The 13,113-nt window shown below is 64.4% G+C and carries 14 protein-coding genes; 7 read left to right on the forward strand and 7 right to left on the reverse strand.

All coding sequences use genetic code 11. The features are described 5' to 3' along the window. The first annotated feature begins 779 nt into the window (after positions 1-779). Complete coding sequence (locus HLAC_RS00005; protein ID WP_012659254.1) at positions 780-2,453, forward strand: Cdc6/Cdc18 family protein; 1,674 nt, start codon at positions 780-782, stop codon at positions 2,451-2,453. A gap of 65 nt (positions 2,454-2,518) precedes the next feature. Here HLAC_RS00005 and HLAC_RS00010 read toward each other — a convergent pair whose 3' ends face one another. After that, a complete protein-coding gene (locus HLAC_RS00010; protein WP_012659255.1) occupies positions 2,519-3,616 on the reverse strand; it encodes a S24/S26 family peptidase in 1,098 nt (365 codons plus the stop codon). A 111-nt stretch (positions 3,617-3,727) separates the two neighbouring features. On the opposite strand from HLAC_RS00010, the gene HLAC_RS00015 reads away from it, so the two are divergent. Next, positions 3,728-5,494 carry a DNA-directed DNA polymerase II small subunit gene (locus HLAC_RS00015; protein WP_012659256.1) on the forward strand — a complete coding sequence of 589 codons (1,767 nt, stop codon included), beginning with the start codon at positions 3,728-3,730 and terminating at the stop codon, positions 5,492-5,494. Between the two features lie 45 nt (positions 5,495-5,539). Here HLAC_RS00015 and HLAC_RS00020 read toward each other — a convergent pair whose 3' ends face one another. The 4 genes from HLAC_RS00020 to HLAC_RS00035 all read right to left on the reverse strand — a co-directional run bounded on the left by HLAC_RS00020 (position 5,540) and on the right by HLAC_RS00035 (position 8,322). Further along, entirely contained in the window at positions 5,540-6,172 is a 633-nt protein-coding gene (locus HLAC_RS00020) for an IMPACT family protein (RefSeq protein ID WP_012659257.1), read from the reverse strand. Beyond that, positions 6,169-6,693, reverse strand: a complete 525-nt coding sequence (locus HLAC_RS00025; protein ID WP_012659258.1) for a hypothetical protein — start codon at positions 6,691-6,693, stop codon at positions 6,169-6,171. Before HLAC_RS00025 ends, HLAC_RS00020 begins: the two co-directional genes overlap by 4 nt. 4 nt (positions 6,694-6,697) lie before the next feature. Further along, complete coding sequence (gene pspAB / locus HLAC_RS00030; RefSeq protein ID WP_012659259.1) at positions 6,698-7,303, reverse strand: PspA-associated protein PspAB; 606 nt, start codon at positions 7,301-7,303, stop codon at positions 6,698-6,700. A gap of 98 nt (positions 7,304-7,401) precedes the next feature. Beyond that, complete coding sequence (locus tag HLAC_RS00035; RefSeq protein WP_012659260.1) at positions 7,402-8,322, reverse strand: MBL fold metallo-hydrolase; 921 nt, start codon at positions 8,320-8,322, stop codon at positions 7,402-7,404. A 113-nt stretch (positions 8,323-8,435) separates the two neighbouring features. Here HLAC_RS00035 and HLAC_RS00040 point away from each other — a divergent pair, with 113 nt between their 5' ends. Together HLAC_RS00040 and HLAC_RS00045 are read left to right on the forward strand one after the other, a co-directional pair. After that, positions 8,436-9,371: an NAD(P)H-binding protein gene (locus HLAC_RS00040; protein WP_012659261.1), complete on the forward strand. Its 936-nt coding sequence runs from the start codon at positions 8,436-8,438 to the stop codon at positions 9,369-9,371. Then, positions 9,368-10,036 (forward strand): DUF7530 family protein, encoded by a 669-nt coding sequence (locus HLAC_RS00045; RefSeq protein ID WP_012659262.1) that lies wholly within the window; start codon positions 9,368-9,370, stop codon positions 10,034-10,036. The genes HLAC_RS00040 and HLAC_RS00045 overlap by 4 nt, the downstream gene beginning before the upstream one ends. 69 nt (positions 10,037-10,105) lie before the next feature. Here HLAC_RS00045 and HLAC_RS18650 read toward each other — a convergent pair whose 3' ends face one another. Beyond that, positions 10,106-10,273: a DUF5786 family protein gene (locus tag HLAC_RS18650; RefSeq protein WP_237583033.1), complete on the reverse strand. Its 168-nt coding sequence runs from the start codon at positions 10,271-10,273 to the stop codon at positions 10,106-10,108. A 117-nt stretch (positions 10,274-10,390) separates the two neighbouring features. Here HLAC_RS18650 and HLAC_RS00050 point away from each other — a divergent pair, with 117 nt between their 5' ends. Further along, positions 10,391-11,437, forward strand: a complete 1,047-nt coding sequence (locus HLAC_RS00050) for a DUF5784 family protein (protein WP_012659264.1) — start codon at positions 10,391-10,393, stop codon at positions 11,435-11,437. 122 nt (positions 11,438-11,559) lie between these two features. Here the strand turns inward: HLAC_RS00050 and HLAC_RS00055 are convergent, their stop codons facing one another. Beyond that, positions 11,560-11,844: a DUF5789 family protein gene (locus HLAC_RS00055; RefSeq protein WP_012659265.1), complete on the reverse strand. Its 285-nt coding sequence runs from the start codon at positions 11,842-11,844 to the stop codon at positions 11,560-11,562. Between the two features lie 141 nt (positions 11,845-11,985). On the opposite strand from HLAC_RS00055, the gene HLAC_RS00060 reads away from it, so the two are divergent. Then, positions 11,986-12,795, forward strand: coding sequence for a PHP domain-containing protein (locus HLAC_RS00060; RefSeq protein WP_012659266.1), 810 nt, complete (start codon positions 11,986-11,988; stop codon positions 12,793-12,795). A 69-nt stretch (positions 12,796-12,864) separates the two neighbouring features. After that, positions 12,865-13,029: a DUF6757 family protein gene (locus HLAC_RS19105; RefSeq protein ID WP_012659267.1), complete on the forward strand. Its 165-nt coding sequence runs from the start codon at positions 12,865-12,867 to the stop codon at positions 13,027-13,029. The last annotated feature ends 84 nt before the right edge of the window (positions 13,030-13,113 follow it).

Here is a 13,113-nt window from a genome sequence, read left to right on the forward strand (position 1 = left end):
AATCTGGAATTGGATATGGTAGATCGACGAGAGACGGGCTAACGGGAAACAAATCTTATTCTATTGATCTATCCCGGTGATCCATCTCGGTGATCCATCCTGTTGATCTAGCTCGTTCTGATTCTCTCCCCTCCCCCACCCCTTTGTTTCGACTGGAGACCGTTATCGGTGGAGGGGTGGATACGAGTGGTCGTGTCTCGGATGTAAATACGAGTGTTCAAACGATTTACCGTAACTACTACTAACAACAAAATAAATGATCGGGCTTTGTCGAGGGTACTGTTTTACAGACATTATAATAAAACTACCGCTATACTATATCCTCTTCTCACCCCCCTCCCCCACCAAATCCGAGTTCCACACGAAACGAAGGGGTGGGGGGTCAGGAGAAGACAAACAGATAATCCGAGTGGATAACCGGCACCGACTAGACGATCACGAGACTGAAACGGGGTGGAATCCGAGGACAGCTCCGAAAAACGAGTGGATCGCATTACGGCTGTCTGGACTCGAATCGAGACAATACACCCACGTTTCCCGTCCATCGAGTTTCCCCTCCTAACGTCTCGATCTCGCTGTCGATTTTGTCACTGATCTTGACCGACACGGTCCGTTTCGGGTCCAGAGAGCAACACTTTTGTACCCCGTATTCATCTGGTTCGACTGCATCAACTGGACATATTCGACCATAGTTCTGGTCGAATATCGACGTTTCAGGCCGAAATACGACCTCTGCCGCCGTTGCGCGGGCGACTTCCACCTGAAACAGAGGGGTTCCAATGGACGAAGGAGAGAACACACCGCAGGCCGATGAATCGAAAGACAACAGCGGGATAACCGGCGATCGGTCCGGGACTGACCAGGTTGACGAAACCGACGGATCCGACGAAACCGACGCTAACCTCGACGATCCGCCATCACCCGGCTCGACGAACTCTGATTTAAACACGGATCTACAGTCGGATCCCGAAACTGACGTTTCCACGGACATCGATGTCGGAAGCGGCGGACGAGACCGCTCCTCTCCGGATGTCGACTTCGACGGTGTCGTCCTCGACGACGACGACGACAACCAGGGTCTGTTCGACGATCTGCTCTCCGGAGAGCCGATATTCGAGAATAAAGAGGTCCTCCGTCCCTCCTACACTCCCCACGAGCTTCCCCACCGAAACGACCAGATCAATCGGATGGCGACGATCCTCGTCTCCGCGCTGCGCGGGGAAACGCCCTCTAATATCCTCATTTACGGCAAGACGGGAACGGGGAAGACGGCCTCCGCGAAGTTCGTCTCCCAAGAGCTTGAGTCCACCTCACAGAAATACGACGTACCCTGCGAGGTCGAGTACATTAACTGCGAGGTGACGGACACGCAGTACCGCGTCCTCGCGCAGCTCGCGAACACCTTTATCGAGAAGAACCAGGCGGTCATCGCGGACCAACTGGAGCGGTGTCGCGAACTCCGCTCTGCCGCCGCCGACGCTCCAGCCGCCCTCGCCGACACCGAGTTCGCAACGCTCGACGACCTCGACGCGCGAATCGACGAGCTCGAAACCGATGCCGAAGAGATGGAGGAGGTCCCCATGACTGGCTGGCCCACCGACCGGGTCTACTCGACCTTCTTCGAGGCAGTCGACTACCACGAGCGCGTGGTTGTTATCATGCTCGACGAGATCGACAAGCTTGTCGAGAAGAGCGGGGACGACACCCTCTATAACCTCTCTCGGATGAACTCGGAACTCAACAGGTCCCGGATCTCGATCATGGGGATCTCGAACGATCTGAAATTCACCGATTTCCTCGACCCCCGTGTCAAGTCGAGCCTTGGCGAGGAAGAGATCGTCTTCCCGCCCTACGACGCGAACCAGCTCCGCGACATCCTCCAGCACCGCGCCGATATTTCGTTCAAGCAGGACGCGCTCACGGACGACGTGATCCCCCTCTGTGCGGCGTTCGCCGCTCAGGAACACGGCGACGCCCGTCGCGCGCTCGATCTACTCCGTACTGCGGGCGAACTCGCCGAGCGCTCGCAGGCTGAGATCGTCGCCGAGAAACACGTCCGGCAGGCGCAGGACAAGATCGAACTCGACCGCGTCGTCGAGGTTGTCCGCACCCTCCCGACCCAGAGCAAGATCGTGCTGTTCGCGGTCATCCTCTTGGAGAAGAACGGCGTGCACAACATCAACACTGGCGAGGTATTCAACATCTACAAACGCCTCTGCGAGGAGATCGACGCCGACGTGCTCACCCAGCGCCGCGTCACCGACCTCATCAGCGAACTCGACATGCTCGGGATCGTCAACGCCGTCGTCGTCTCGAAGGGGCGCTACGGCCGGACCAAGGAGATGGGCCTGTCGGTTCCCGTCGAGGAGACCGAGGCCGTCTTGCTGTCCGACTCCCGACTCGGCGACATCGAGAACGCGCAGCCGTTCGTCCAGGCCCGATTCGACAACTGAGACGATCCGCTCGACGGAGTTTCCGCTTCCTTCTCTCCTGGTTTCCGCTGACGCTCCAGTTTCCCTTAAGCGACGGCCTCCGCGGTTACCTCTCCACCCGAAACGATGGGCTTCGCGTCAGGAACGGTGATCTTCTCGCTAGATCCACTTCCACTACTGACTCCGTCGGCGTCGGCGCCGACCCCTCCAGTCTGCATCACGACGCTCGTCGCCAACACGTCACTCAGATCCGCCTGGCCGGTCGTGATCAGTCGCACGTAGCCGAGGTACGGCACACGGACCCGCGCGACTCCGGTCACCCAGTCGGCCTTGACCGGCGCGGCGAGCCCGTTCGCCTGATCGTACTCGCCGTTGTTGTCGCCGAGCGTGATGAATCCGTCGTGGGGTGCGGGACAGTGGTTGAGTTCCCCGCAGTCGGCGGCGTTGTGGTACCGATCGTCGGCGCGGTCGTGCCAGTTTTCGCCTTCCTCCACATGAAACATCGCCCGATGGATGATCGGCGAAGTCGTCCGTCCCGGTGGTCGGTAGATCACCACCGAGCCGTAGGACCCGAACGTCTGGTAGTCAGCGGTCTCCCCGACCTCGTGAGTCACGACACCGATGTCGTTGTCCGCGGCGTCGGGTGCAAGTCGCCCCGGCTCCGTGACGAAGACGAGGTCACCAACCTCAATGTTCGGCTCCATGCTCCCGGACTCGACCGCGACCATCGGCGGCCACACGCCGCTGACGCCGAACAGGATCAGGCCGATCACAAGCACGATGGCCACGCTGGAGAGCATTTCCCGGATCCACATCAGCGGCCCCTCTCTGTTGTGACGGAACCGGTACAGGACCCCTTTGCCGGAAGAATTCGAGTCTCGGTCCGTTTCGGTTCGGTCTCGTCCCGTTTCACCCCTCCCTCGACTTGGTTTTGATCCGGCCTGACCAGTTTCGATCCGATCGTCGGAGGCTCGGCCGCGTTCGTCACTCGGTGTCTCGGTGTCCGCAGAACCTGTTTCAGAACTTTCCCCGGGACCCGTCTCACAATCCTCTTTGGAAACCGACTGGTCGCCGCCGTTTCCGTCGTCGCCGCTGAAATCGCCGTCGTTGACGGGATCGCTGTCTGCCGATCCGGTCTTCCGGTCGGGTTCGTCGCCGCCGTCCGACCGGTCCCCTTCGTCCATTACATCTTCGTTGACGGGTTTCGGTCATAAGCTTCCGGGTCGATCGCCGCGAGTTTCGGGGGACCAACGGGCTCCGGAACCGTTTTGAGCCGTCCTCCCGTTTCCAGTCTCGTGCCGCTGGAGTCGAACGCCCGGATCGTCAAGGAGCTCGCCAGGCGCGGATACAACGCTGAACGCGAAGCGATCACCCTCTTGGCGAGCGCGCCCGACTCCGCCGCTGCCGTCGAATCGGTCGTCGACCGCGCCCCGGACGACGCCCTCCGCATCACCACCGACCACGTCCGCGCCGTCACGAACGACCAGTCAGTTTCTGGCGGTGATTCAGCCGTTTCACCCCCCGACTCGGCTGCGTCCGGCCCCGGCTCGGCTGCGTCCGGCCCCGGCTCGGCTGCGTCCGGCCCCGGCTCGACCGCCTCTGTCGCCGATCCAACCACAGAATCACCTCCAACCCGAAACAGCGATCAACCGCCTTCTACGACCTCGACGGAGGGATCTCCAGTCGAAATGGAGGGGTCTTCTTTGGACCACGTTCCCGGCTCCGATCGCGATGCCGAGAACCCGGAGACCGATATCGATACCGAAATCGACCGCGACTCCGACAGTAATGCCGACAGCAGCGTCGATCGCAGCCCCGATCGCAGCCCCGACAGCACCTCTCACCACGATCCCGATATCCGAGAGCTGGAAGTCGGTAACGACATGACCGGTCAGAGTACTGGGACCGGGGAGTACAGCGACTTCGTTCGGACGTTTCGCGACCGGTACGAGCGGCTCTCGAAGGTCCTTCGCGGCCGCGTCAACCACCGCCCTGCCGAGGCGATCGCGGAGATGCCCGGCGGGAGCGACGCCGCGATGATCGGCCTCGTCAACGATGTCCGGTCCACCAAATCCGGCCACTGGCTCGTCGAACTAGAAGACACGACCGGAACCTTCCCCGCGCTGATCATGAAAGACAAGGGGCTCGCCGACCTCGTCGACGAGATCATGATGGACGAGTGCCTCGCTATCGAGGGGACGCTCGCCGATGACTCCGGAATCTTATTCGCCGACTCCCTCCACTTCCCCGACGTTCCCCGGACTCACCGGACGGGGGCGGCCGACCGTCACGTGCAGGCCGCGCTGATCTCCGATATCCACGTCGGCAGCGACGAGTTCATGGTCGACGCATGGAGTAGCTTCACCGATTGGCTCCACACGCCCGAGGCCGAACCGGTGGAGTACCTGCTGCTCGCCGGCGACATGGTCGAGGGCGTCGGCGTCTACCCCGATCAGGACGAGGAACTGGAGATCGTCGACATCTACGACCAGTACGAGGCGTTCGCGGAGTACCTCAAGGAGGTGCCGGCTGACACCGAAATCGTGATGATCCCCGGCAACCACGACGCGGTCCGACTCGCGGAGCCCCAGCCCGGGTTCAACGACGAGATCCGCTCCATCATGGATGTCCACGACGCGCAGATCGTCTCGAACCCCGCGACCGTCACCGTCGAGGGCGTCGACGTGTTGATGTACCACGGCGTCTCCCTCGACGAGGTAATCGCGGAGCTCCCCGAGGAGAAGGCGAGCTACGACGAACCCCACAAGGCGATGTACCAGCTTTTAAAGAAGCGTCACGTCGCGCCGCAGTTCGGCGGCCACACCCGCGTTGCCCCGGAGGAGCGCGACTACCTCGTCATCGAGGACGTGCCCGACGTGTTCCACACCGGTCACGTCCACAAGCTCGGCTGGGGGAAGTACCACAACGTGCTCGCCGTCAACTCCGGTTGCTGGCAAGCGCAGACCGACTTCCAGAAGTCCGTCAACATCAATCCCGACTCCGGCTACGCGCCCATCCTCGACCTGGACACTCTCGACATGACCGTCAGGAAATTCGCGTGACCGCTCGCGCTCGGCGCGCTACCGATCGATATCGATCCCGTCGCGTTACCGGTCGATCTCGACGCGGCCGCTGGTCGCGCTGTTGAGTCGTTCCACGAGCGACTCCACCTCGGCCACGGGAACCCGAAGCACGAGCCGCACACGCTCGTCGTAGTCGGCGTCGAACTCGACGCCCGACGACTCGATCACGCCTCGGACGGTCCCCGAATCGTCGTACGCGGTCTCCACGACCAGCTGACGGTGCGGTCGCTCCTCGATCACGCCCGCCTCGTCGACTCCGTCTTTCACCGCCCGCGAGTAGGCGCGCGCGAGCCCGCCGACGCCGAGGTTCGTCCCGCCGTAGTACCGGGTCACCACCGCGACGACGTTCCGAATATCACGCTGCTGAAGGACGTTGAGCGCCGGCTTCCCAGCCGAGCCGGTCGGCTCCCCGTCGTCCGAAGAGTACTCCCGGAGCATGACCTCGCTGCCCGGCGTCCGGGCTGAGGCCTCGCCTGCGGGAACTCGGTACGCCGGCACGTTGTGGGTCGCGTCGTCGTACTCGGTCCGAACGCGGTCGATAAACTCCTCGGCCGCAGCCACCGTATCGGCCGGTGCGACGTGCCCGAAGAACTCCGAACCCTGCACCTCGAACCTCGCCGTCGCGGATTCCCCGACAGTCAGGTACGTCTCGCTCATGCGCGCGCATCCTCGTCGTTGCTTGCGGTTGTATCGCCGATGGCCTCGCCTCCGTTTGTGGCCTCCTCCTCGCCACTCTCGGCTTCCTCCTGCCGTTCGACCACAACGCTCGTTGGCGGTGCGAGCCGGTACAGCGCGAGGAATGCGGCGACGCCGACGACCTCCGCACCCTTGGCGACGATCGCGAGCGGATCGCTCGCGAGCGCTGCCGCGGTCCCGCCACCGTGCCACCCCGCGTAGCCGGCGAGGAACGCGGCGAGGGTGCCGGCACCCAGCGCGTACAGCCGCCGGTACTCGTCCGCGCGCAGCGTCGCGACCGCGATCGCGACGGTGAACGCCCCACCGAGCAGGAACACGTAGGGACGAGCGTCTGCGGGCTCGGCGAGCCGCGGCCACGCCCACAGGAAGTGGACGGCCGCGCTCAGCGCCGCGGTCTGTGCGGCCACCGCTCGGAGGAGACGCTTCCGCGAGGTGTCGCGCCCGGTGAACTGTCGGTCCGAACCGCTCTCCGTCGCGTTCATCGGGTCACTCCCACGGGTGATTCCCCGGCGTGTCGGGCCACAGGGGGTACCAGTACGCCTCGTCGTCCTCGAGCCCGAGCTCCCCGTCGAGGACGGACTGGAGCTTGAACTCGACCTGCTGGTTCCGGTCGCTCGTCCCTTTCGGTGAGAACGGGTAGTACGCACCGCGCCGGAACGAGTAGATCCAGTAGGCGTCGACGCCGTCACGCTCGAATCCGAAGACGGCCGCGAGCAGGCGGGAGCCGAACCCCTCCTCGATGAACTGGTCGGCCGCGAAGTGGATGCTCGTCACCAGATCCTCCGGATCGTTGTCCTCCAGTACGAACCACTGATAGCCGTGGTCGTCCTCGTGTCGGTGAAACCCGGTTCCGGTGTCGATCTCGCCGGCCTCCAAGATGGCCTCGACGGTCTCGACTGCGTCGTCGAACCGGGTGCTGTCGACGCCGGAGAAGCACAGCGCGGCCTCCCCGCAGTGGTCGTAGCCGAGGTCGGCCTCCATCGTCATATACGCGGTCGACATCCCGAAGAGGTCCTCGGGGTCGGCCTCGCGGGTCGCGTCCGTCTCGGCACTCGTCCCGAGCACGGCGCGGATCGTGTCGAAGATGCCCATCTATGGGCACGGCTAGGCGACGCGGGGTTTAGGGGTTTCCGTCGTGGCCGCTGCGCGTTCCCGCATTGCCGCCGCTACGCGTTCCCACACCGTCGCCGCTACGCTTCCGACTCCCCTTCGATGCGATTGAGGTACGTCAATATTCCTCGCGAGTTTAGGCTCGCGTCGGCCCTCGCGCGCTCCGGATTCCAAAACTCTACGTCCCGGCTCGTCTCCTCGAAGTGCTCGACGACGGCCTCGTCGTCGCCGAGCGCCTCGCGTTTCTCCCGGACGGCCTCGACCCACTCGACGTACGCCCGCTTCGCCTCGCCGATCAGCGACGGCTCGTACTCGCGCGGGCCGAAGTGGCCGAAACAGAGGTACTCGGGATCGATCTCCTCGATGGCCGAGAGGTCTGTGAGACACTGATCGAGGTCGAACTGCGGTGGCGGCGTGGTGGGCCGAACCGTGTCGACCGCCGGGACGTAGATTCCGGCGGCGTCGGCGGTGAAGACGACGTCAGCGTCGGGCTCGTGGTAGAAGGCGTGGTGCGGGGCGTGACCCGGTGCCTCGTGGACGACGAGTTCGCGGTCGCCGAGATCGATCCGGTCGCCCTCCGCGAGCCCCGAAATGCGGTCCTCGGGGACGGGCGCGGGGTCGTCGTAGTACTGCCACTGGTCCTGTACGGCGGACTTCGTGCCGGCGACGAGCGCCTCCGGGTCGATGAGGTGTCGGACTCCCTTTTCCGGAAGACGGACTTCGGCATTCGGGTAGCGTTCCACGAGGTGGCCCGCGCCGCCCGCGTGGTCGAGGTGGGCGTGTGTGGGAAGGATCCACGCCAGCTCCTCGCGGCCGATCCCGATCTCGTCGAGCGTCTTGAACAGCGCCTCGCGGTTCACCCCTGTGCCGGTATCTATCACGGCCGGTTTCTCGGTGTCGTACACGTACACGGCCCCGTACTCGTCGGTCCCGAACATCCCAGTATCATGGACGTACAGATCCGCGATCCCCCGAACCGACTCGAACTCGCCAGCGTGCATGTCGTTACGACTGCCGCGCGACGCCTTTTAACGATCGGTCCGAGGAACCATACGAGGAGACCGACCGCTAGGTCGTGGCGGACCCTTATGGTCGCCCCGCTCGATGGAGCGGTATGCGCGTGCTCGTTACCGGCGCCACCGGATTCGTCGGGAGCCGACTCGTCCCGGCGCTCCTCGACCGGGGTCACGAGGTGGTCGTGCTCGTCCGCGACGCCGACGACTACGCCCCGCCCGCGGGCGTTCACGTCGTTGAGGGCGACCTCCTTGAACCGAACTCCTTGCGATCTGCGTTCGATATCGATGGCGATCCCGTCGACGCCGCCTATTACCTCGTCCACTCGATGGACGGGGGTCCGGGCTACGAGGAGCGGGACCGGAACTGCGCTCAGAACTTCATCGAGGCAGCGTCGACTGCGGGCGTCGACCGAGTCATCTACCTCGGCGGACTCGGCGAGGACCGCGAGGACCTCTCCGAACACCTCAAGTCCCGCCGCGAAGTCGAACGGATCCTCGGGACGAGCGATCCGGCGCTCACGACGCTGCGGGCAGCGATCATCGTCGGCGCCGGCAGCGCGAGTTTCGAGGTGATTCACGGGCTCGCGAGTCGGCTCCCGGTGATGACCACGCCGAAGTGGGTCGACACCCTTTGTCAACCGATCGCGATCGACGACGTGGTCGGGTACCTCGTCGGCGCGCTCGAAGAACCGGCGACCGCGGACGACACCTTTGAGATCGGCGGTCCGAACGTGTTGACGTACGCGGAGATCCTCCGTCAGACCCGCCGCCAACTCGGACACAAACTGTGGATAATTCGGGTGCCCGTGTTGAGCCCGGAGCTGTCGGCGAAGTGGCTCCGGCTGGTCACCGACGTGAACCCGTACCTCGCCCGATCGCTCGTCGAGGGGCTCCGAAACACCGTGATCGTCGAGGACGACCGGATCCGCGATCTCGTGCCGATCGACCAGACGCCGTTCGAGGTCGCTGTCGCGCGGGCGATCAATGAGGCGAATCGGTCAGAAGCGGCTCGGTCGGAGGCAACCCGGTCGTGAGCCGTAACTACGGCGAGATGTGGGTGTACGAGAGCCTCGTCGGCGGTATTCCCGGACTTGACATCTCTCGAAGGCTCGCAGTCGCGATCCAGTTCGTCCTCTTCGAGGTCGGCGTGGTGGCTCTCGGCTGGTACTACGGGCTGTGGGATGCGGTCGTCGCCGGGACCGTTGCCGTCGCGGTGGCGGCCGTCGGTAGCGTCGAGATGCACCGGCTCGGTGCGATCAACCGCCGGCTTCCGACGCCGCCGGCGCACAAGCGGCTACTGTTCGGGTCGAGCATCGAGATCGTCCTCGGCGTGCTCGCGTTCATCGCTCTCGTCACGTACCTGATCGCGTGGGACGGTGCCCTGCTTGATCGACTATTCGGTCCCGACCCGCCGATTCCGGTCGTTTACCTCTCGCTGTTGATACTCTGGGATCTCACCTACCGGATCGGTACCTCGTGGTGGAGTGCGGTCGTCGCGCTGTGGCGCGCGGTCCACGTTGACCTCTCTCCAGCGGCGACCTCGCGAGCCAGACGGCTCGACGCGGAGAACATTGCGTTCTCGGCGCTCCAACTGGTGCTCGTCCCCTTCCTGCTCTCAGAACCCGTCCTGCTCGGGGCGGTCGTCGGACACGTTCTCGCTGTCGCGATCGTCTGTTCCGCGGCGATCGTGCTCTCGTGACTCAGCAACGACTATCGCTCTGATCTACGAAGTCAGATATATCGGAGAAAGAGACCGCGAAACGACGACTCACTCGTCCTGAAGTTCTTGGAACTTGTCGAGGAGTGCCTCCGTGGAGTCGCCGGTATCGTACGTGAGCGATCCGGAGTACTCCGGCCGCTCGGCGTCGAAATCGGCGTCGACTTCGCTATTCTTCTTCTCGCGACGCTCGTACTCGGCCTCGTCATAGGCACCCATTGACATGGTACACACTCACTTTGAAACTGTCAGTAATATATGTATCGGTGAAATGTCTCATCTGCGAAATATTCGCCCCACCGGAACCAATTAATCCCGCCGTACGGTAGCACCGGCGTGGCACAACCGATCCGATTCAGGCGCGCGCCCGGCGGCTGGAGCGACGACCGCGTGCGCGCGCAGCTCGAACGTCCCCTCGACGACAACCTCGGGGCGACCGCGAGCGACCCGTGGTTCGCCCCGCCGCCCGGCTACGAAGCCCGGCGGTTCGACATGGCTGACGGCTCGTTCGCGCTGTTCTGCTGGACGGACGGCGACGACAACTCCCCGAACGGGGCCGACGGGGGACCGGTCGGGTACTGGGTCGGCAACACGGAGACGCCGAGCGAACTCTGGCGGACGGACAAGTACGGATTCGACGAGGTCCCCTACCCGGTCTCTCGGTGGGTCCAGCGAGAGCTGCTCGCTGGGCTCCATGACGACGAGCCGTGGTTTGCAGCGTATCCGCACGTCTCCTGGTTCTTCTTGCCGGTGTTCTGTTCGAAGGACGGTGCTGAGACGACGCGAGCATTCTTCCGCGACCACGCGGCCGGGTTCCCCGATGCGACCCGAGAAGAGGGGACGGGCTTTGTCGAGGAGACGCTCCGCCCGGGGACACTCGACGATTACCGCGAGACGATGGCGGGGAAGCTCGGGACCTCGACGTCGCTCGATCTGGTCCGGATGAGCGCCGCGATCGCGGAGTTCACCGCGGCCCGAATCTTGACCGAGGCCGGCTACGAGGTGACGCCCGAGATCGAGGTGACGACCGGCCACTCGCTCGATTTTCGGGCCACGGATCCGAACACCAGGACCGCCTCGCTGGTCGAGGTCACGCGCCCGCAACCCGTCTCTGGACGCTCTGCGAGCGACCCCGTCGCGGCGGTCCGCGACACCGCGGAGACGAAGACGAGCGGACAGCTGGAGGCACACGGTGGCGGCGTCACCCTCTTCGTTGACTGCACCTCCTTCCCAGCGGACGACTGGGCGGCCGTGCGCGAAGCGCGACCGGAGGTCCGTCATAGGCCGGCCGTTGTCCTGCGCGCGCGCCCGGACGGACACGTCGAAGGATATCGGAAGGGATCGGTGCCGATCGATCTGTCGGCCGCGATCGACTGGGTTTGAGTCTCCCACCCGAACCTGAGCCTATCGCCTGAATCTGCGCGTCACTGGCGCGCTCGGCTCGGACGGACGCGTTGCTCCTGATGCAAACCCCTTAAAAACGGAACTCCGTTTTCGCCGCCCGCTCAGAACGAAACCGGTGACGGCCCGTCGTCGGCGTCGGTCGTCGGGTCGCGGTCCGAGTAGAACCGCCGACCGACTCCGCGGTGGCAGACGCCCGCGCGGAGCGTGGTAAACACGTCGTCCGCGTTGTCGAACGTCTGGTCCCCGAACCGCTCCAGCACGTCTCCGAGACGCTCGGAGCCGTCGGCGAGCTCTACGGTCGCGTTTCCGTGGGCCGCGATCAGTTCTTCCGAGGTCGTCGGATATTGGTGCCGTTCGAGTCGGTCGTCGACGCCATTCAAGCGCATCAACTACTGCGAGCCGCCGATAGTCCTTAATGATTGTCCATGTACAACCTTAGTCCGGAGAATCACATTATATTTCCTTATATTCCTCTGTCCCGCGCGATCGACCGTCGACGCTTAGTGCGGGGTCATCGAACGGCGGGCATGGATACAGACCGGATCGTCGCCGACCTCCACGCGCACACGACGGTCTCCGACGGCACGATGACGGCCGACGAGCTCGTCGACGTCGCCCGCGAGACCGGCCTCGATTGGGTCGCGATCACCGACCACGACCGCGTGCACCCGGACCTGAGCGCACCGGTCGTCGAGCGCGACGACCTTCGGGTCGTCCGCGGGATCGAACTCCGCGTCGACGCCGGCTTCGAGCGGCTCGACCTCCTCGGCTACGCGGTCGGACACACCGAGGCGCTCGACGCCGAGATCGAGCGGCTGCAGACCGACCGGGAGCAGCGAGGGGCCGCGATCGTCGACGCGGTCGAGGACCGGCTCGGCGTCGATCTCGGGGTCGAGCCTCGCTCCGGACTCGGGCGTCCGCACATCGCCCGCGCGATCGACGAGTCGTCGGCGCCGTACGACTACGCAGGCGCCTTCGACGAGCTAATCGGGAACGACGGTCCCTGCTACGTCGCGCGCGAGGTAACGAAACTGGAGCGCGGCGTCGAACTCCTCCGGGACGCCTGCGCGCTCGTCGGGCTCGCACATCCCTTCCGGTACGACGACGTGGGCGCCGCGCTCGACGTGGCCCGCGAACTGGACGCAGTGGAGCGGTTCTACCCCTACGGGCGCGCGGTCGACGACGCACTGGTCGAGCGGGTCGCTGCCGAGAGCGATCTCCTGTTGACGGGCGGTACCGACGCGCACGAACGCACTCTCGGCGAGGCGGGACTGACGGCGGAGGCGTTCGCGCCAGTTCGGGAGCGGCTGCCGAACCCGATCGCCGAGTCGCCCTAACGGCATCGGGATTTCCGACTTTTCCGATTGACGAACAGGGTTAAGCCCGCCCCCGACAGAGTGTCGGGTATGCGGTGTCACTACTGCGAACGGGAGGCCGCCTACGAGGCCGAGCAGAGCGGTGTGGTCGTCGGCCTCTGCGAGGAGCACTTCAAGGCGCGCGTCGAAGAGCTCGCCGAGTCTGACGAGCTTGCCTCGCTCCGCGACAAGATCGATATCGAATCGTCGGAGTAGCGATCGGTTGCGGCTTTTGCTGTCTGCGGCTTCTTGCCGTTCGTCGGTAGTCTTCTCTCTCGCGTCCGCGCTCGTCTGTCAGCT

It is taken from the genome of Halorubrum lacusprofundi ATCC 49239, assembly GCF_000022205.1.
Lineage (GTDB): Archaea > Halobacteriota > Halobacteria > Halobacteriales > Haloferacaceae > Halorubrum > Halorubrum lacusprofundi.